At 62.9% G+C, this 18,362-nt stretch carries 18 protein-coding genes; 8 read left to right on the forward strand and 10 right to left on the reverse strand.

Translation table 11 applies throughout. The features are described 5' to 3' along the window. Positions 1-358: 358 nt before the first annotated feature. A complete protein-coding gene (locus tag VNH11_04170; GenBank protein ID HVA45561.1) occupies positions 359-1,252 on the forward strand; it encodes a ThuA domain-containing protein in 894 nt (297 codons plus the stop codon). A 45-nt stretch (positions 1,253-1,297) separates the two neighbouring features. Here the strand turns inward: VNH11_04170 and VNH11_04175 are convergent, their stop codons facing one another. Together VNH11_04175 and VNH11_04180 are read right to left on the reverse strand one after the other, a co-directional pair. After that, a complete protein-coding gene (locus VNH11_04175) occupies positions 1,298-3,265 on the reverse strand; it encodes a vWA domain-containing protein (protein ID HVA45562.1) in 1,968 nt (655 codons plus the stop codon). Between the two features lie 75 nt (positions 3,266-3,340). Further along, positions 3,341-3,865 carry a hypothetical protein gene (locus VNH11_04180; GenBank protein HVA45563.1) on the reverse strand — a complete coding sequence of 175 codons (525 nt, stop codon included), beginning with the start codon at positions 3,863-3,865 and terminating at the stop codon, positions 3,341-3,343. Between the two features lie 250 nt (positions 3,866-4,115). On the opposite strand from VNH11_04180, the gene VNH11_04185 reads away from it, so the two are divergent. Then, positions 4,116-4,874, forward strand: a complete 759-nt coding sequence (locus VNH11_04185) for a hypothetical protein (GenBank protein HVA45564.1) — start codon at positions 4,116-4,118, stop codon at positions 4,872-4,874. Between the two features lie 8 nt (positions 4,875-4,882). Here VNH11_04185 and VNH11_04190 read toward each other — a convergent pair whose 3' ends face one another. After that, a complete protein-coding gene (locus tag VNH11_04190; protein HVA45565.1) occupies positions 4,883-6,103 on the reverse strand; it encodes a DegT/DnrJ/EryC1/StrS family aminotransferase in 1,221 nt (406 codons plus the stop codon). Positions 6,104-6,261: 158 nt separating this feature from the next. Beyond that, entirely contained in the window at positions 6,262-7,260 is a 999-nt protein-coding gene (locus VNH11_04195; GenBank protein ID HVA45566.1) for a PIG-L family deacetylase, read from the reverse strand. Between the two features lie 121 nt (positions 7,261-7,381). Between VNH11_04195 and VNH11_04200 the strand changes: the two genes are divergently transcribed. After that, positions 7,382-8,035, forward strand: a complete 654-nt coding sequence (locus VNH11_04200; protein HVA45567.1) for a Uma2 family endonuclease — start codon at positions 7,382-7,384, stop codon at positions 8,033-8,035. Positions 8,036-8,038: 3 nt separating this feature from the next. Continuing rightward, positions 8,039-9,022 (forward strand): YwqG family protein, encoded by a 984-nt coding sequence (locus tag VNH11_04205; protein ID HVA45568.1) that lies wholly within the window; start codon positions 8,039-8,041, stop codon positions 9,020-9,022. A 183-nt stretch (positions 9,023-9,205) separates the two neighbouring features. Here the strand turns inward: VNH11_04205 and VNH11_04210 are convergent, their stop codons facing one another. From VNH11_04210 to VNH11_04230, 5 genes are all read right to left on the reverse strand, one after another. Beyond that, on the reverse strand, positions 9,206-10,273 hold the full coding sequence (locus tag VNH11_04210; protein HVA45569.1) for a Gfo/Idh/MocA family oxidoreductase: 1,068 nt from the start codon (positions 10,271-10,273) through the stop codon (positions 9,206-9,208). Beyond that, positions 10,270-11,763 carry an ABC transporter substrate-binding protein gene (locus VNH11_04215; GenBank protein HVA45570.1) on the reverse strand — a complete coding sequence of 498 codons (1,494 nt, stop codon included), beginning with the start codon at positions 11,761-11,763 and terminating at the stop codon, positions 10,270-10,272. The genes VNH11_04210 and VNH11_04215 overlap by 4 nt, the downstream gene beginning before the upstream one ends. A 69-nt stretch (positions 11,764-11,832) precedes the next feature. After that, the gene (locus tag VNH11_04220; GenBank protein ID HVA45571.1) at positions 11,833-13,353 is read right to left on the reverse strand and encodes a CehA/McbA family metallohydrolase; all 1,521 of its coding nucleotides are present in this window, start codon (positions 13,351-13,353) and stop codon (positions 11,833-11,835) included. Positions 13,354-13,539: 186 nt separating this feature from the next. Then, complete coding sequence (locus VNH11_04225; protein ID HVA45572.1) at positions 13,540-13,965, reverse strand: helix-turn-helix domain-containing protein; 426 nt, start codon at positions 13,963-13,965, stop codon at positions 13,540-13,542. Between the two features lies 1 nt (position 13,966). After that, positions 13,967-14,458 (reverse strand): type II toxin-antitoxin system HigB family toxin, encoded by a 492-nt coding sequence (locus VNH11_04230; protein ID HVA45573.1) that lies wholly within the window; start codon positions 14,456-14,458, stop codon positions 13,967-13,969. Between the two features lie 48 nt (positions 14,459-14,506). On the opposite strand from VNH11_04230, the gene VNH11_04235 reads away from it, so the two are divergent. The 4 genes from VNH11_04235 (at position 14,507) to VNH11_04250 (ending at position 17,606) form a co-directional block, all read left to right on the forward strand. Further along, positions 14,507-15,319: an SDR family oxidoreductase gene (locus VNH11_04235; GenBank protein ID HVA45574.1), complete on the forward strand. Its 813-nt coding sequence runs from the start codon at positions 14,507-14,509 to the stop codon at positions 15,317-15,319. Positions 15,320-15,327: 8 nt separating this feature from the next. Continuing rightward, positions 15,328-16,410 (forward strand): sugar kinase, encoded by a 1,083-nt coding sequence (locus VNH11_04240; protein ID HVA45575.1) that lies wholly within the window; start codon positions 15,328-15,330, stop codon positions 16,408-16,410. A 52-nt stretch (positions 16,411-16,462) separates the two neighbouring features. Continuing rightward, positions 16,463-17,362 carry an endonuclease/exonuclease/phosphatase family protein gene (locus tag VNH11_04245; protein HVA45576.1) on the forward strand — a complete coding sequence of 300 codons (900 nt, stop codon included), beginning with the start codon at positions 16,463-16,465 and terminating at the stop codon, positions 17,360-17,362. 88 nt (positions 17,363-17,450) lie between these two features. Then, positions 17,451-17,606: a MerR family DNA-binding transcriptional regulator gene (locus VNH11_04250; protein HVA45577.1), complete on the forward strand. Its 156-nt coding sequence runs from the start codon at positions 17,451-17,453 to the stop codon at positions 17,604-17,606. Between the two features lie 442 nt (positions 17,607-18,048). Here the strand turns inward: VNH11_04250 and VNH11_04255 are convergent, their stop codons facing one another. Next, positions 18,049-18,357 carry a hypothetical protein gene (locus tag VNH11_04255; GenBank protein ID HVA45578.1) on the reverse strand — a complete coding sequence of 103 codons (309 nt, stop codon included), beginning with the start codon at positions 18,355-18,357 and terminating at the stop codon, positions 18,049-18,051. Positions 18,358-18,362: the final 5 nt, after the last annotated feature.

Genomic DNA, 18,362 nt, shown 5'->3' on the forward strand with positions numbered 1-18,362 from the left:
CACAATATATTGTAGGTGTCGCTCCGACAACCACAAGATGCTGTGTTTGTTAGGGCAAAGTCTACCGCCTTTCCGCCCGCCGTCAATCATCCTGGAAAAGTCGTGTCCGAAAGTCTTGCCGCTACGAACGTTAGCAAATTGTCAGCTAGCGGTTGTCTGCTAGCACTCCGCTCGCACCTTCCACACGCCATGATCGCATGTTGTTTACCGATAACGACTTGTGGCTCCGGATGGCCTTTCGTTGGGGCATCTCACGGGCACGGATCGCTTCAGGGCCCTGATCAGGCCTGCTTGCGAAACTCCGTGCGCCGGTTATTCTGGACGGGTAATCCAGCCTATTTCCGCTCAGGAGCCGCCGATGAATCGCCGCGATCTGTTACTTGCCTCTGGGGCCGCCTTAACTCTCTCGCACTTCCCGTTCGGGTGGGTCGGCGCCTCGGACGAGAAAAAACGCAAGCTGCTCATGTTCACCAAGAGCGCCGGCTTCGAACATTCGAGCGGCAAGCGTCAAGGCGATCAACTTGCTCACAACGAGCGGGTCGTGACCGAGCTGGGCAAAGAGCACGGCTTCGAGGTGGTGGCCACCAAGGACGGCGGCGTCTTCGACAGCGACCTAGGCGACTACGACGCTTTTCTGTTTTACACCACCGGCGATCTGACAAAGGAAGGAACCGACAAAACGCCACCGATGTCGAAGGAAGGCAAACAGCGGCTCTTGGACGCGGTGCATGCCGGCAAAGGCTTTCTGGCCTCGCATTGCGGCGCCGACACCTTCCACTCGCCGGGCGTCAACAAAGAAAACCAGCCGCCCGAAAAACGCGATCCGTACATCGCCATGCTGGGCGGCGAGTTCATCCGTCACGGCGGCCAGCAGAAGGGGCGGCTGGCTGTGGTCGATCACAAGTTTCCCGGCCTGGCGAGCTTTGGCGACGAACTGGTGATTCCAACCGAAGAGTGGTACTCGCTCAAGAATTTCGCCGACAACCTGCACGTGCTGCTGGTGCTCGACACGCAAGGCATGCACGATAAAGATTATGAGCGGCCGCCGTTCCCCAGCACCTGGGCCCGCAAGCACGGCGAGGGCCGGGTGTTTTACACCTCGATGGGGCATCGTGAAGACGTGTGGACCAATCCCGATTTTCAAAAGGTGCTGCTCGGCGGATTGGCTTGGGCCTTTGGCAACGTCGAGGCCGATGTCACGCCCAACATCCGGCAGGTAACGCCGGGCGCCGACGCCATGCCGCCGATCTAAGGTGTCCGGTTTGAGGACATCCTGACCGACGGGTCGTTGTGCATTTTACAACTTAACGTCGTCGCGTTTGGGCTTGGGCTTTTCGAGCTTCTTGAGCGCGTCTTTGGCCGGCTTATTGTTGGCGTTGGCGGCCATCCGCTTCTGTAGCTCGAGCTTCATCGACTTCTCGCCCCATTTCCAGCCGATTGGCTCCTTCAACTCGCGCTCGGCCAACAACGCCCAAGGCGTGCCCGCGTGCTGCTGACGCACCCGTTCCAGATATTCGCGGGCCTGCTTGGCCATCTTCTCGGTGGCACTGCCGACGCTGATTTCGTCGGCCGGCTCCAGCACAAACGTATCGCTGTCGGGCTTCTGAAACTTCAAGCCGCCCTTGGCCTTGGCCAACATCGCGTTATACGCCTCGGTGCGCACCTTGACTGCCAACAGACGGCCCATCGCCAGATCGTAACCGGCTTGCCAGCGCGGCTCGGTGAGCTTGCCGCGGTCTTTCTCGCCTTCTTTCAAAATCTGGTAGATCAGGTCGATCTTCGGACCCAGTTTGGCCGCCCCCTGCTGGGCTTCGTCGAGCACGCGCTTGAAGCTCGCCTCATCCGCTTTGGGGAACTCCAGCTTGGGGTGTTCCATCGGCTGCACCTGCGATTGCGCCGCCGCCTTGACCAGCGCCGCGCGGGCCTTGTTGTGGGCCAGCTTCTGCTCGTACTCCTTCACCGACACATAGTCGGGCTGATAGGTCCGCATGATCGACGGGTCGAAAAAGTGATCGAGCCGGGCCGACATGTTCGCCACGTCGCCCTGGCGCGTGCCCGAACTGCCGCGATTGGGATGAACGGTGAAGTAGATGCCGCCCGTCTCATAGCAAAGCCGCGTGAGCGCGAACGGACCGAACCCGGAGTCGAGGTGGTTCAAATCTTCGTTGCCGTGCGAAAAGGCCAACTGCACGCCCTCGGGATAGAGCGACTCCGGCCCCTGACGCACCGGAATCCACCGCGCGGTCTGATCGAACTTCGGGTCGGGATCGACGTATTTCACTTCGATCTCGCGACGGGCGAACGGCGCCGGGATGCCCACCACATAGACCGGCATCTCATAGCGCCTGCAGAGCGAGAGCGAGTTGTCCAACTGCTGCTCGGCGTCGTCGCCCACTTCGTCGCTGAACACGATGATCATCACGTTGCGCCGCGGCGACTGCGTGCGGAAATGCTGAAACTTCTTGGCCACCATGCCCACCGCCGTGAACGTCATTTCCACGCCCGACGGGTCGTTCTCGATGCCGTCGATCGCCTGTTTGATCTCTGCGACGTCGTCGGTCGGTTCCTCGGTGCGGAGGCTGACGTTTTTTCCGAAGGCCACCACCGAGGCCAGCAGCGGAGCATTGGCCCGGCTGCTGTAGTCGTGCTGGTCGGCGACGCCCAACTCTTTATAGATGCGGTCGAGACGATCGACGATGCCCTTGCGCTGAGGCTGCATGCTCAACGATTGATCGAGCACCCACACCACCAGCGTGCGGCGTTCGTCGAGCGATTCGGCGATCTCCTCGGTCAGCCGGTCGACGGCGCCGGCCGCGCCGGTGGTGCCGACGCCGGCCGCGCCTTTCACCGTCAGGCTGGCGTTCGTCAGCGGCGCGGTCGAAAGATCGGCCAGCACGGGCACTTCCACCTCCGACATGTCGCTGCGAACATCCTCGCTGAGCTTCGATTCTTCGGCCAGGTTCTGGGCCATGGCCAGGGCCGATTCGCTGCCCGACAGGCTCTCGGCGCCGACCTCCATGTTCATGTCGTTGTCGAAGGTCGTGAATTGCTCGGTGACCTGCTCGACCTCCTGAGTATCGAGAGGCGTGACCGTGAGCGTGTAGTTGTTGCTGGGGCGATACTGGCAGAGAATCGCCAGGGCCACGAGAACGCCGAAGTGGACGAGAAAACTGACGATCCAGGCCGGCGTATCGCCTTCCAGCGGCGATTCGTCGTCACCCGTCCACTCTTGCCAACGGTGTTTTAAGCTGTCGACGCCACTCACGGCAGGCACTCCAATTCCAAGCAAGCCTATCTCTGCTAGCGTATTCTTATAGATAGGTCGGTCGCTGGCAAGCCCTTACGGGCTGACGGTGATGCGTAACTCCATGCCGATGGGCAAAAGGTCGGCCCTCGGCAGGCGGTCTCGATTGGCGAAAAAAATCTCGTTAAAGCGGTTGGCAGAACCCAGATAACGCTGGGCCAGTGAGGGCAAAGTGTCGCCATCGACGATGCGGTGCAGAACGACCTTTGTCTGCTGCTGCGGCCCCGGCTCGTCGGCGTCCGAGGGGCGGCCTTCCCAGGCCGTCACTTTGCTCAGACGGCCTGGGAAGGACGCTCCACTGGGATTCTTCGGGAAGCCGGTGACCAGTAGCTTGTTGCCCGTGGCCTGGTCGTGGCTGTCCTCCGCGGTTCGGGCGGACGATCGCCAGCCCATCTCGCTGGCGGGGCGCGGTTCGAAAGGCCGGACATCGGGAGGTCGGACCGACGAAACGGCCGATTCGCCCACCGGATCGTCCCCGTTGTCGTCGGACGTCGTGAGCGGTTCAATGGTGCCTGTAAGCCGTGCCGGTGGAGACGGTTCGTCCGACAAGGCGAGCGGCACGGGCCCCAGGTTCGCGGGATGCTTCGCGATGGAGTGCGGTGGCGTCGGGAGAAGTGCGTTATGGCTGCGAAAAACGAGGGTCGCACCGGTCGCGCCGGCCAAGAATACCGCGGCAAGAGTCAGTTGATTACGCCGACGCATAGTTGTTGCCGGACCCGATCGAACGAGAGCGCACGTGCCCGGAATCTCCCTTCGGCCGCCGCGACGACAAACATTGACACTCTTGGCCCGGCCTATTACGGTTGACATTATGGCTCCACTTCCACCGTCAATTGCAGAAGAAGATGCCGAGGTCGACCGCGAACTTGGCCCCTACCGGGCCGTCAGCGGACTTGCCGTGGCCGGCTTGATCATGGGTCTGTTTTCGGCCACGGCGCTGATCCACCCGCTCCTATGGCTGGTGGCGTGTGTGGCGATCGTCGTCAACGCCCTGGCGCTGCGGCGGATCGCCGCGTTGGAACCGATGCTGATCGGACGCAAGGCCGCCTTGGTGGGCCTGGCGAGCTCCTTGATCTTTGTGATCTCGGCCCCCGTGCAAAACCTCGTCCACCGCCGCGCGCTGCGCCAGGAGTCGATGGAAATCGCTCAGGAGTGGTTTACCGATTTGCGCGAGAACCGTCCCGAAATGGCGCACAAGATGTCGCAGTTCCCTCTCACCGCGGCGGCCCGGCTCAAGTCGCCCCTGCCGGACTATGAAAGCGGCAAGATTCCGTTGGACCCGCTGCGCAAGTTCGTCCGCGAGTCGCCCGTCGATTTGCTGCTGAAGCTGGGAAAGCGCGCGCGCATTCGCTGGTATGCACACGAAGACGTCTGGGCCGACCGTGGCTTGGAAGGCGTCCGCGACATCTATGCGGTCACGGTCGGTGATGGTCCGCAGGCGACGTCGTTTTTCATTCGGATCGGGACGACTCGTTCGCGCGACATTGTGACGGGCGAATGGCAATGGCAGGTCACCAAGCACGAGTTCGTTTCCGCGACGCCCACGGGGTTGCTTGGGAACGACGGCTGACGCACCCCCTAGGCGATACGCTTCTCCGCGGCGCGCTTCAGGTAATTCGGGCCTTCCATCCCGTGACGAACGCCGAAGAAGGCCGCCGTCTCGCGGACCACGAGCTCCTGCTCGGCGGCCGTCAGCTCGGGAAAGATCGGCAAGGCCAGCGTCTCGGCCGCCGCACGCTCGGTTTCGGGCAAGTCGCCCCGCTGGTAACCGAGATGCGTAAAACACTCTTGCAGGTGCAACGGCACCGGGTAATAGATCTCGCTGCCGATCTTGCGGTCGGTCAAGTGCTGCCGCAGGGCGTCGCGCCGGCCATCGGGCACGCGCACGATGTACTGATTCCAAACGTGCCGCCGACAGGCGGCGGTCTGGGGCAGCTTGACGCCACGCTCGAGGCCATACGCCGTAAAAAGCTGCGTGTAACGCGCGGCGTGCCGCTGCCGCCGCTGAGTCCAGTCGTCGAGGTGCGGCAACTTGACGTTCAGCACGGCGGCCTGAAGGCTGTCGAGCCGGCTGTTGATGCCCAGCAGGCGGTGATGGTAACGCGGCTGCATGCCATGTACGCGAAGCAGCCGCAGCTTGTCGGCGAGATGATCATGGTTGGTGGTCAGCAATCCGCCGTCGCCAAAACCGCCCAGGTTTTTGGTGGGATAGAAGCTGAAGCAGCCGATGTCGCCGATCGCGCCGGCCCGCTGCCCGCCGTATTCGGCCCCGATGGCCTGCGCGGCGTCTTCGACGATCGCCAGGTCGTGGTCTCGCGCCAGGTCGACCAGCGGCGCCATTTCGGCACATTGGCCGTAAAGATGTACCGGCATGATGGCCTTGGTTTTCGCCGTGATCTGGCGGCGTATCAGGGCCGGGTTGAGGTTGAACGTTTCGGGCTCGATATCGACGAACACCGGGCGGGCGCCCAGCCGCGCCACCGCCGCGGCCGTGGCAAAGAAGGTGTAGCTGGGCAAGAGCACTTCGTCGCCCGGCCCGACATCAAGGGCCATCAGCGCCAAGAGCAATGCATCGCTGCCCGAAGCGCAGGCCACGGCGTGCTTGGCGCGGCAGTATTTGGCCAACGCCTGTTCCAGCTCGGTGCAGTCGGGTCCCAGCACGAATTTGCCGGAGGAACAAACGCGGCTGATCGCGGCCAGCACCTCGCTCTCGATCGCGGCGTATTGACGGCCCATATCGATGAGTGGAACGGGGGCGGACGGCGCGGGATGGGGAGACTCGGCTTGTTTGGCGGTCATTGGCAGAGAGTCCGTGGCTTGTCGAGGCTGCCCGGCTTGCCGCAACGGGCCGAGTGGGTCGGCAGCGCGGCGGCAGGACGTTAGAGTCTTGAGAGCGGCGGGTCAAGAGCGGCTAACGGCATCAAGAGCGGCGGGCGGCCACTCTGATCGCGACGACCCTATTTGTTCGGCACCGCGTTGTTCTCGATATACTCCTCGACGGCAGTCCGCTTGGGCGTGATGTCGCCGAGGTAATGGAACGCCTCCGCGTATTCGACGCCGTATTTCTTGCCCAACGCGCGGCTGCGGCCAAGCACAAACTCCTGGATGTAGTTGCGGTCGGCCGTCAGGTCGTCGTTGCCCAACAGCGGGAGCTTTTTGCCCTTCTTCGCCAGTTCGGCCCGAAGCCGCGAGCCGTGCGTGCCCGCCGGGCCTTTCGCCCGGTTGGCCCGGTTGGCGTCGATGATCTGATTGACAACTCCGCTCACATCGACGACCCGGGTGATCTCCGGCCGCCGCGCATAGTAATACTTTTCCTTGACCGCATGCGGCTCCAGCCCGGCCGCGAACTGCTCGGGATAGTCGTGTGCCCGACCGGCCATCCAACACGCCGCTTCCAGGCCACGGGCAATCTGAACGTGGTCGGGGTTCTCTTCATCATGCGCCCACGGATCCCAGCAGACGACCGTATCGACCTTGAGCAGCCGAATCAGAAAGATCAGCCGGCATTGCAGCTCGTTCCGCGGAACGTCGCCCATGCGGTGATTGGGATAGTTGAGGTCGAATACTTTCTTGAGGCCCAACACGCGGGCCACTTCGGCGTTGTCGCGCTCGTTGCCCAGCACGTGGTCGCCGACGCTGCCGGGGGTGCCGAGGCCGGGAGCGTCGCCCATGTCGTCGTTCGTGGCCCGCACCAGGTAGCCGGTGTAGCCTTCCTTGACCAGCTTGGCCACCGTGCCCGCCGCCATCAAGGGAATGTCGTCGGAGTGCGCCTGCACGGCCAGCAGCACCTTGCCTTGGTGCGGTTTGCCCGCCGCGGGACGCTCGAAAACGACGTCTGCGGCCGTCTCTTCCGCCTGCACGTTCGATAGCAGACGCGGCGCTTGCCAGAGCGCGATGCCGGCGAAAAGTCGCGTCAGGAATTCACGTCGTTCGAGGTCTGGGGTGTGTTGCGGCATGGCTGGTTCCAGGAGATGACTGGCCGCATGCGATGCTAACGCGCCGCCCAGTGCGGAACAACTGGCGAAGGGTTTTGCGGCGGGCGTCCGCAGGCTAAGATGAAACCAAGGAGAATCCAGCATGGCGTCCATTCAACACGACGTCGGTCCGGCGGAACCCGTAGTCGTCCGGCCGCATCCCGTAAAAACCATGAGTGAGGAGGAATTCGTGGCCTGGTGCGATGAAGACACGCGGGCAGAGTGGGTCGACGGAGAAGTGGTCGTCATGTCACCGGCGAACTTGGTTCACTGCAAGCTCAATCGGTTTCTCTTGTCGGTTTTGGGCGACTTCGTCGATGCCCGATCGCTAGGCGAGGTGGTTGGCACCGAGTTTTCGGTTCGGCTCAACTCTAAGCGTCGCCGGCTTCCCGACGTATTGTTCGTCGCCAATGAGCGACTGGGCAATTTGAGCAACACCCATTTTGAAGGGCCTCCGAGCCTGATTATAGAAATTGTCTCGGAAGACAGCGTCGACCGCGATTGGCGAGACAAGTATCTTGAGTATCAGGCGTCGGGGATGGATGAGTATTGGATTGTCGATCCGCTTTATCGGCGGATCCAGGCGTATTCGCTGGGTGCCGAAAAAGTGTACCGCGGCATTGCCGCCGTAGACGGCAAAATCGCGTCCACGGTTGTTCCCGGCTTCTATTTGCGGCCGGAATGGCTTTGGCAGCAACCGCGGTCGCACGTGAGTGCTGTCTTGGCCGAATTCCTTGGGACACCGGGAGCCGGTTGAGCCATGGACGATGATGCCTGGTGGGGTATCGAGCGCGTGACCGAGGAGATCCGAGCCTCGGCCCTTTCAGAATACGCCGATGTGCTAGTTCAGGAGCTCCGGCCCTCTGCGCGGCTCGTCGTCAGGGAAGCGATAGTAGACCATGCCGAACTAGGGCTCCGATCACACCTGGGTGGAATCCCGCTGCTGCCGCGCGGCATCGAATGGCCCATGTGGGACAAGCGAGATTTCTTACAAGGTCAGATTTTGCGTCTCGAAGAAAAGTTCGAGCAGGACGCTCGCGCAAGCGGTTTGCGCGACATTGCTGCAAGAATGCGCGACGATCTGCCAATAGGACCGACCCCGTTGGTTTTCCTGGCGCAAATATTTCTCGATGAACTACACCCCAGCGCACCCGTGCGCGGATGGCCGGCCGACGGATCGCTCGCATTTTTCTGTGATCCTAGCGCATGGGGATTCGATCCGCTTACTCGGGGGCATTGCCGAGTATTATTTGTCGCGGCTGATGAAAGGCTGCTACCGCAAGAGGCCCCGACCGGTTTTGCTGGCCGCGGAAGCGTCCCTGGCCGCCGCGCAACGTTCCAGCGCGAGTGGACGCTGCCCTCGTCGGCGCGTCGGCTGGACGTGTCGATTTGGACGAACACTAACTACCGCCGCCTGTGCGGCCGACTTGTGCGATGTTCGGGCGCCGATGAACCGGTCCACCGGTTTGGTGGCTATCCACAGGAAATACAAGGCAGCATGGAACTTGAGTGCCAACTCGTCTCCAACGGGATCTACTGCGGCAATCCAGATGGCTACAAGGATCCCCGTGCGGATGCCCTTGCCAACGGTGCTGACGACTGGCGGTTGCTTTTGCAAGTCGATACCGACGATCGCCTCGGATGGGAATGGGGTGATGCGGGCCGCGTGTACTTTTGGGCACGCCAAAACGAGATTGAAGCCGGCAACTTCGAACGCGCTTGGTCGATCACACAGTGCTACTGAGTTCCGCGTTTACCCCTCGAACCGGATCTCCAGAATCTCGGGGGGCAAAGCAAGACACCCATCCCAGCCCGTCCCAGGTTACCGACCTTGGCCAACACGAGCACCTCTTTCAAGACCAACTCGGGCCGAGGTGATACACGCGATGAGCCAAGAATACTGCGCAGAAATGAAAGTTACAGGCGATCAATCTGGCTCCAGCTCGAACGGCTCGATTTCCACTTCCTTGCCCGACGCGCTTGAGGCATAGAGCGCGTCGAGCATGGCGATGATGTTGGCCGATTGTTCGGGCGGGATGGGCACCGGCGCGTCGGCCAGGATGGCCCGTGCAAACTCGCGGACAACCTGATGGTGCGCCTTCTCGCCCTTGGCCTCGCGAAGCTGCAGGTCCCAGGGAATAAGCTGGTCTTCGCCCACAATCTGGCAGTCGGGCCACGAGACGCCGGCGTGCGTGCCGTAAATCTGCAGCCGCCAGAATTCGTCTTCGGGCTGAAACCCCAGCCAACTTACTTCCAGCGACAAAGCGCTGCCGTTGGTGAAGCGGACAAGGCCGACCGCGAAGTCTTCCACGTCGATCGTCGTCGGCTCCCAGGTGCCCCACTCGCTGCCGATGTCGCGACGCCGGGCCAATCGGTTGAACGTTTGTCCGCTGATCGTCGCCGGACGCGGACAGCCGGTCAGCCACCAGGCCAGGTCGAGCATGTGTACTCCCAGATCGTACAGCGCGCCGCCCCCGCTCAGCCGCCGGTCGGTGAAACCCGGCCGCGCCGGAAGCCGCCGCCGCCGCAGCCACTGGCCGCGGGTAAAGTACACGTCGCCGGGCGGGTTCCGCTGCAAATAGGCCCGCAGTTGAACGACGCTCGGCTCGAACCTCATGTGCTGGCCGATCATCAGCTTTTTGCCGCTGGCCCGCCAGGCGTCGAGCATGCGGCCGGCCTCGGACCGCGACGTGGCCATCGGCTTCTCGCACAACACGTGCTTGCCCGAAAGCAAGGCCGTGGTGGCCACCTCGCCGTGCAGAGCGCTGGGCACGCAAATATCGACCACGTCAATGTCGCGGTCGTCGAGTAGCTCCCGATAGTCGGCCACGCGGCGCTCGATCTGAAACTCGCTCGGCACGGCCGACAGCGACACCGGCGAAGGGTCGGCCAGGGCCACCACCTTGAATTCCGGCAGCTTCGACCAGGCGGGCAGGTGCTGACTGCGGGCAATGGCGCCCGTGCCAATCAACGCGACTCGCAACGGCAGCGTCATCGCAACCCCAGGCTGTGGCGATAGGCGGCCCGTTGTCGATCGGGTCCCAACTCGTCGGTGATTCTGCGCCAGGCATCGGCCGCTTCTTGCAAAGCCGCCTCGCTCGTCTTGTCTCCCGCCAGCGCGGCCCGCACGGCTTCGTCGAGTGCGGCCAGATAGCGGCTGCGGCCGGCAGTCCGCGGGGCACCGAAAACGTCGGCCGAGCCGAGCGACTGTTCGACCGTTTCGGCGTATTTGAGAGCGGCCAGGCCGTCGATGCGCGGATCGGTCCAATCTTGCGGCGACTTCAAGTGCGACCGTCGGAAAAGCGTGGTGCCCGCGGCGGTGGGCGAGACGCGCGGGCTCCATTCCGGTCCCGACAGCCAGCCGAGCAGGTGAAATGCCGCCTCCGGTTGTTGGCTGGCCGAAGTCACCGAGCCGAGCACGCCCGAAATGCCGACCAGCGGCACGTGGGCCGATTCATCGTCGCGCCGCGCGTCCCACTCGCCCGTTTTGGGATTGAACGCTTCCGGCGAACCGGGCAAGGGGGAAAAGCCGATCTCGATCTTGTCCCACCCTACGGCGCCGCCGGGCGCGAACGCGGGCGACGTCCAGGTGAGCGCCATGCCGCACTTGCCCATCAGCAACGCTTCGTGGACCCGGTCCGGCGTTTCGTCGATCGCATCCGTCCCCATCGACTCGTGCGCACGGCGCAGCTCGTCGAGTGCCCGCACGAATGGCGGCCCGGCAATGAGCGGCTCCATCGACTCCATGTCGAACAAAGTGGAGTAATGGCTGCGATGCTTGGCGTAAGAGGCGGCGCGGGCCAGCAAGGTCAAGCCGGCCCAGCCCTTGGCGAGCGGTTCCCTCGTGCCCGACCAAGAGGCGTTGGCCGCTGTCTCGCCCACTTTTTCGCGATCGGCCAGCGACTTCGCCAGTTCTTCGTATTCCGACCAGGTGGTGGGCGGCTGACGAGCGAGCTTTTCGAGCAGATCCTTGCGGTAGCAGCAGACCAGCGTCGGCGAGCCAAACGGAAACGCATGGGGCGTTGAGCCCCAGCTTGCATCGTGCGACTTATCGGCCTCGAAAACTTCCTGCCAGGCGACGTCGGGACTGTTCAGTTCTCGGTCGCCGAGCGGGCGTAGCAACTGCTGCTCGACCAAGGGGCCGAGACCGGAAGCGGGATAGATGATCGCGTCGGCATCGAAGGATTTAGCCTCCAGCAGTTCGGTCTGGGTCATTTCAACGACCTGGACGTCGGCACCCGTGGTCGCCCGCCATTCGCCTCGTAATCGCCCAATCGTCTCCGCCAGGCGGGCGTCTTCGACCACCAGTAGGCGCAGCGTGACGCCCATGAAGGGAAGCGACTTCTCCTTTGCGGCGTCTTGGCCGCCGGCATCCTGCCTCGTTTCTCCGCAACCCGCCAACAGGACCGCGCAAAGAGCGACGGAGACGCAATGCGCGATACAGTGCGCATTCCGACGATGCTGCTTTTGTTTCGATGAAATCATTTGCGCCAATACGTTCTTGTCGCGGGCGGCGAAACGGCATGGTATACGCGACCCGCCCGGCGCGTCAAACTAATCGGCGTTCGCCTCGGCGACCAGCCTATCCCAATACCCCTTCGCCTCGTCCCAGACTTTGGCGCTCAGATCCGACAGTGGCCCGCCGTCCTCCATTGCCTCGCGCCGCTCGTCCAGCCAGTCGAGAAAGAAGTTCGCCGAGGCCTTGCTGATCCGTTTCGGTTGCGAGCCGATCTCGACGAACCACGGAGCGCTGCTGGCAAAGCGATACGTTTCGGCAACGTCGGTCACTGCCCGCACCAGGAACCAGCCGCTCTCCTCAAACTCCAGCGGCCGGAAGCGACCGTCCTTGGCCAACTCTTCGAAGCGAATGCTTTGCGCCACGCGGCCGTTCTTCACGAGCTCGAAATAGCTGATCGGATCGGCCCCGGCGAAGCTCATCACCACTTCGACCGAAAGCGGTCCCTCCGACAGCGCGAACACGTGGCCGGGCACGTGGCCATTGGCAAACGGCCGGATGAGCGGCCCGTTGGTTACGACCGTGCGGCCCATGCGTACCGCCTTCCACCAGGCCTCGTAACTGAACTGGTCTTTGTCGACCCAGGCGTACACGCGGTCATAACCCACCGGGTTGGACGACTCGCCGGAGCCGCTGCCGGCCGAAGGCGGAATCCGCAGGCCGCAATTGAGAACATGGTAGTAGATTTCATGCGTCCAGCGGCCGATGCCACTGGCGCCCGGCATGATCTTCTTGTCTCTCGGCCGGCCGTTGGCGTCGTCGATCGTTTCGCTGCGGCAAAACTGGTCGTGGCACAGCTCGATCGAATCGACGCGGCCGGTCGCCAGCCACAGCGGCAGGTCCCACGCGGCCGGGCGAGAGACATCAATCCAGGCCGCCGGCTCTTCGCGAGCGGCCGCAAGGAGTTTCAATTGGTCGTCGGCCGTCTTGCCTTCGCCCGACAGCGGCTTGCCGGCATTGAGTATCAGCAGCGAACCGCCGGCTGCGGCACTCTCGCCGGCAAGCAGATAGTAATAGCGGTTGCCGTCGAATTCCTTCAGCGTGCTGGTCGGAACCGGCCGGCCCGCCCACTCGTTCTTTTTCTCGCTCCACGTGATCGGGGCGGCGACGTGCAAATCGTCGGAGAGCATAAGTTGCTCGATGTCTTTTATCGGGCGGTGCAAGTGCAGGTCGCCCGACCACCATCCTTCGTCGGCCATGTTGCAGACCCGCGGCAGATCGAGCACCTGCTGGTCTTGCGACGTCTTTTCCATGACGAAGTGGCCGCCGCGCCGGGCATATTCCAGACCGCGCTCGATCTCGAACTGGTAGGTACCCGGCGGCAGTTTCAGCTTGACCGTGCCCGGAAGCGTGAAGTGATCGTGCCAGAACAGCATTCTGGTGGCACGCTGCGGCTTGCCTTTGCCGTTGCGCAGGTGCATGCGGCAGGGCACCGGCTTGCCGGTGGCGGTGTCGACGATCGTGAGCGTGAGCTCTCCGACCGCCAAGGCAGGTGAAACCGTTCCGAACAAGATGGCGGCACAAACGACGACGCTGGCGGGCTTCCGCGGCAGATACATGATAATGGCACTCTTGAGGGCGAGAGACCGAGATCCTGTAACTATAGCTTAGCTGCGCAAGCGCACGAGCGGGAGCGCCAAGCATGTAGGGTGGGACCAGCGAGCTTGCGAGCGCCGGCCCACCGTGAAAGACCCAGCGCTGGCAAATAAGAAACGCTCGGGGCACGTTCGCGCCCGCATCGGCGGTTAAAGATTCGCAGCCAACACCGTGATGTCGACCTTAAAGTACTCGGCCAGCTTACGAATCATCGACCGGCTGAATGCCTTTTTGCCGCGGAGTATCTCGGAGATCGTCGATTTGGCGATGCGGGTATCATGACTCAATTGCGTTTGGCTGATTCCTTTTGCTTCCATCAAGTGACGCAGCATGTCGGCGTCCGATGCGGTAGGAACGGCATGATGTTCATCTTCGTAGGCCGCCACCAAATCACTCAAGGCATCCAAATAGGCGATCTCGCCTTCGCCCAATTCGCCTCGTGCAAGGAGACGATCAATGACCCTCTGAGCGGCGGCAAGTTGCTCCTCCGATTTCACCGAAGTCAGCGCGAATGCGCTCACAAGTTCCAGATAGCGATCGCGGACCTTACCACGCAAAGCGAACGTCGATTTCATTTCAGTATTCCCTCTGGCTTTTCCCGTTCGAATTCACGCCGGTATTCTTCTGGTTCTTATCTCGTGAAGGCGGCGAACCGAAGCAGCCGCATTCTTCCGGCCACTTGTTCTCGTCGTATTCGGCATGTGTCATCACCTTGAGCACAAACACCTTCTGGCAGATATAGAGTATTCGCGTGACGAGCCGGTATTTGTTCCCGCCCATGTTGAACACCGTGCAGTTTCCGACGATGCTGGCTGTGGCAAAATCCGCCTTGACGTCGGCCCATGACTGCCAAATCACCGATTTGCTACTTACGCGCGAATGCCAAGCGCGAAGCGGCCCTTCGGCATCCCCTCGGCCGGGACGTTCCCAGAACTCGCGAAGTCGTGCTTTGGAGATAACCCGCATCGCGGTGCCACGCAGACGCTGAAACCCACCGCATTCTAGTTCGCATTTTACGAACTTGCAAGACTGAAGCGCCGCTTGCCCCGCAGGCCCGTTGAAATCCATCTCCAATTTCCGCATACTCTTGCCTGTCACTGACGTGAGACCAACAAGATGGAAAACGACGTATTTAACCTGGAAAACGAGACGGCCGTCGTCGTGGGCGGCACGGGCGTGCTGGGCGGAGCGATGGCCGATGCCCTGGCCGCGGCCGGTGCCCGCGTGGCTGTGGTGGGCCGTAGCGAGGAACGCGGCCACGCTCGTGTGCGCGAAATCGAGTCGGCCGGCGGCGAAGCGGTGTTCGAGCCGGGCGACGCATCGGACCGCGCCGCGCTGGCGCGTGCCCGCGATGCCATTCTGGCACGCTGGACGACCGTCAGCGTGCTGGTCAACGCGGCGGGCGGCAACCGACCCGACGCGACCTTGCCGCCCGGCGCCGACTTTTGCCAACTGCCGCTGGAAGCCTGGCGGACGGTGTTCGACCTGAACCTGGTGGGCGGCGTGCTGTTGCCCTGCCAGGTGTTTGGCGAGACGATGCTGGCCAGCGGGCGCGGCAGTATCATCAACATCGCGTCGTTGTCGGGCATCACGCCGCTGTCGCGCGTGGTGGCCTATTCGGCGGCCAAGGCGGCGGTGATCAACCTCACCCAGTTCCTGGCCCGCGAGTGGGCGCGCCGCGGAATCCGCGTCAACGCGATCAGCCCCGGCTTCTTCCCCGCCGACCAGAACCGCGCTCTGCTGTTCAATGCCGACGGCAGCTATACTGAGCGGGGCGGACAGATTATCGGCCACACGCCGATGGCCCGCTTCGGCGAGCCGCACGAGCTGGCCGGCGCCGTCGTCTGGCTGGCGGCGCCGCGCGCCAGCTCGTTCGTAACCGGACAAAACATCGTCGTCGACGGCGGCTTTTCGGCCGTCACGATTTAGGAGCCTGCATGAGCAGCTTGAAGATTCGTCAAGACAAGTGCGACCTCGATTTCCTGGCTTTGGGGGCGGTGGTTCACCGGCTCGATCCGGGCGTGATTCCGTTTCGCAAGGCGCGCTCGGTCGAGATCCATGTCTCCGGCGGCGAGTACAACGTGGCGGCCAACCTTTCCGATTGCTTCGGCCTGCGGACCGGCATCGCCACGGCGATGGTCAAGTATCCGCTGGGCGAGCTGGTGCAGGGCCGCATTCGCGAGACGGGCGTCACGCCGTTCTACAAGTGGTTCGAGCACGACGGAGTCCGCGGCCCGAACATCGCCACCGTCTACAGCGACCGCGGCCAGGGCGTGCGGCCGCCCGTCGTGTTCTACAACCGGGCCAACGAAGCCGGCGCGCAGTTGAAGCCCGGCGACTTCGACTGGCCGGGCCTCTTCGGCCGCGGCGTGCGCTGGTTTCATTCGGGCGGCATCTTCGCCGCGCTGTCGCAGACCACGTCCGAACTGATCGTCGAAGGAATGCAGGCGGCCAAGGCGGCCGGCGCGATCGTCTCATTCGACCTCAACTACCGCGCCAAGCTGTGGTCCTCGGTCGGCGGCACGAAGCGTGCCCACGAGGTGCTGAACCGCATCGTCAGCCAGGTCGATGTGCTGGTGGGCAACGAGGAAGACCTGCAAAAGGGCCTGGGCATCGCCGGACCCGACGTGGCGGCCAAGTCGAAGCTCGATCCGGAATCGTTTTTTCAGATCATCGACCGGGTGGTGGAAAAGCACCCCAACATCAAGCTGGTGGCCACGACGTTGCGGGAAGTCCACTCCACCAACCGTCACGACTGGGCCGCCGTGCTCTGGCTCGACGGCCAGCGGTTCGTGAGCCCCACCTGCCAGCTCGACGTGCTCTGCCGCATCGGCGGTGGCGACGGCTTTGCGGCCGGTTTCATTTACGGGCTGATCGCCGGCCGGCCGACGGAAGAAGCGTTGCGGCTGGGTTGGGCGCACGGCGCCTTGCTCACCACCTTCCCCGGCGACATCACCATGGCCAAGTTGGACGAAGTCGAGGCACTGGCCAAAGGCGGGTCGGCGCGGGTGCAACGCTGACGCCGGCATGCCGGCAGACATGCGAACCTCATCGAAAACAAGCCTGTTTGTGATGCTCTCCGTCACATCGGCCATGCTGGCGGGAGTAACGCCGGACCGCGAGACACGACCGATCACGCTCAAGCTGCTGACGTACAACACGCACCTGCTGCCTCGCATCGGCGAGGCGTTCGCCTCGCACCGCAGTCGCGGCGACTACCGCGCGGAGACGATCGGACGCCGCCTGGCAGCCTATGACCTGGTCGGTCTTTGCGAGGTGTTTGACCCACGCTATCGAGAGGCGTTGATCGACGCCGCTCAAGCAGGTGCGGAGGGCAAGTTCCACGTGTTATGGACCAAGAAGCCGCGCGGCGTCGGTCTGGCCAACAGCGGCCTGCTGCTCCTCAGCCGGTTTGCCATCGTGGAGCATCACACGATTACTTATACCAGCGCCTCGGGTTTTTTGAGGCACGGCTTTCGTGCCGATGGCTTCGCCGCAAAAGGGGCGCTATACGCCCGGCTACGGCTGCGCGAAGATTCGCCGCTCGACATCGACTGCTTCCTGACGCACCTGGAAAGCCGGTCGGCCGCCGCCCGCACCGACCAACTGCGGCAGCTCGCCGACTTCCTTCGCTCGCATGCCGCCGCAGACCGGCCCACGCTCTTGATGGGCGACCTTAATATGTCGGCCCACGGTCCGGCATACAGTCAGCTTGCGGTGGCATTAGCAAGTTCGGGCATCGAACTGCTCGACGCATGGACGGCGGCCGGACACGGGCCCGGCGGCACCAGTGATCCGTTGGCCGAAGACGGTGGTCGGCGGATTGACTACGTCTGGGTCTCGCGCGGCTCTGGCACACGCTCGCGAGCGGCCATTCGCACTGTTGAAGTCTTGCGTTTTCTCGACTCCGCCGTGCCGGAAGGCTCACTTTCGGACCACTCGGGAGTGGCCTGCAGCTTGGAGTTGCGGTGACGCTCCGCGGCTTTGGGAAATCCGCTTGACTCTCCCGTTACTGGAGGCCGTAAGATGGCTGCATCGTCGCCACCAGCGAGCTTTCGGCATGTTCAGCATCGGAGAACTCTCGAAACTTACGCAACTTCCGGTTAAGACGCTGCGCTACTATCACGAAGAAGGGCTGCTGATTCCCGCCTTCGTCGATCCCGACACGGGCTACCTGACCGAGATCCAGATTCTGATCGAGGCCAAAGAAGTGTGAAGCGCGGACAGTGTTCACGATTCCGGTGGGTGCAGCCCCAGCGAAGTCCAGATCAACCGGACCTGTACGATGCGAGGCTGGTTCATCTTCAGAGCGGCAACGGTAGCGCAGCCGACGGGAGTTTTCCCTAAAACCATACCAAGGTCGTCGCTCCAGCGGAAGTGTTGGCCCCACGATTGAACTCGAGGGTTGAACAATCGAAATCGACGTTGCGTCGTCGGCTCGCGGCCCATCAGTTGCGCCCGTTTGGCGTTGTTGCACACCGGGCAGGCCAAGCAAAGGTTTTTCAATACGGTTTGGCCGTTGAGAGCACGTGGAATGATGTGGTCCACTTCAAATGGCGCCGGGCAAAGATCCTGTCGCAAATGGCAGTATTCGCACAACCCTCGTGCGCGTCGAACTACGGCGCGGCGCAAGCGCGCCGGCACGTAAGCACCGGGCGTCATGGTTTAGGCGAGCGTCGAGGAACGCCCGCCCGCTCGGACGCGCTCTTGCCCTCTGCCAAGGCCTGGGCACTCGCCAGCGTCAGCGATTCGAACTCTTCAACCAGGGCATTGAGTTCAGCGTCCTCCGCGGAGGTCAAGGTGCCGGAATTTGCCTTGAGCAAAAGTTCCGACATTCGCCTGGTCCGTCGCAGCGGCATTCGCTTCGCGGCCGGCGCTGCTTCACATCTCGCCAGTTCGCGTTGCAAGCGCCTTCTGTCTGCTGACGAAAGCTGGCCCACCGCCTCCAAAATCTGCTCGATGGTCAAATCAA

The sequence above is a fragment of the Pirellulales bacterium genome, assembly GCA_035533075.1.
GTDB lineage: Bacteria > Planctomycetota > Planctomycetia > Pirellulales > JAICIG01 > DASSFG01.

What these genes read in the sequence shown, in the direction of transcription:
- VNH11_04215 (HVA45570.1), bottom strand. Translation starts at nt 11,763, where the DNA reads ATGATTTCATCGAAACAAAAGCAGCATCGTCGGAATGCGCACTGTATC.
- VNH11_04200 (HVA45567.1), top strand. Translation starts at nt 7,382, where the DNA reads ATGGCGTCCATTCAACACGACGTCGGTCCGGCGGAACCCGTAGTCGTC.
- VNH11_04185 (HVA45564.1), top strand. Translation starts at nt 4,116, where the DNA reads ATGGCTCCACTTCCACCGTCAATTGCAGAAGAAGATGCCGAGGTCGAC.
- VNH11_04245 (HVA45576.1), top strand. Translation starts at nt 16,463, where the DNA reads ATGCTCTCCGTCACATCGGCCATGCTGGCGGGAGTAACGCCGGACCGC.
- VNH11_04235 (HVA45574.1), top strand. Translation starts at nt 14,507, where the DNA reads ATGGAAAACGACGTATTTAACCTGGAAAACGAGACGGCCGTCGTCGTG.
- VNH11_04210 (HVA45569.1), bottom strand. Translation starts at nt 10,273, where the DNA reads ATGACGCTGCCGTTGCGAGTCGCGTTGATTGGCACGGGCGCCATTGCC.
- VNH11_04205 (HVA45568.1), top strand. Translation starts at nt 8,039, where the DNA reads ATGGACGATGATGCCTGGTGGGGTATCGAGCGCGTGACCGAGGAGATC.
- VNH11_04250 (HVA45577.1), top strand. Translation starts at nt 17,451, where the DNA reads ATGTTCAGCATCGGAGAACTCTCGAAACTTACGCAACTTCCGGTTAAG.
- VNH11_04190 (HVA45565.1), bottom strand. Translation starts at nt 6,103, where the DNA reads ATGACCGCCAAACAAGCCGAGTCTCCCCATCCCGCGCCGTCCGCCCCC.
- VNH11_04240 (HVA45575.1), top strand. Translation starts at nt 15,328, where the DNA reads ATGAGCAGCTTGAAGATTCGTCAAGACAAGTGCGACCTCGATTTCCTG.
- VNH11_04220 (HVA45571.1), bottom strand. Translation starts at nt 13,353, where the DNA reads ATGTATCTGCCGCGGAAGCCCGCCAGCGTCGTCGTTTGTGCCGCCATC.
- VNH11_04230 (HVA45573.1), bottom strand. Translation starts at nt 14,458, where the DNA reads ATGGATTTCAACGGGCCTGCGGGGCAAGCGGCGCTTCAGTCTTGCAAG.
- VNH11_04225 (HVA45572.1), bottom strand. Translation starts at nt 13,965, where the DNA reads ATGAAATCGACGTTCGCTTTGCGTGGTAAGGTCCGCGATCGCTATCTG.
- VNH11_04195 (HVA45566.1), bottom strand. Translation starts at nt 7,260, where the DNA reads ATGCCGCAACACACCCCAGACCTCGAACGACGTGAATTCCTGACGCGA.
- VNH11_04170 (HVA45561.1), top strand. Translation starts at nt 359, where the DNA reads ATGAATCGCCGCGATCTGTTACTTGCCTCTGGGGCCGCCTTAACTCTC.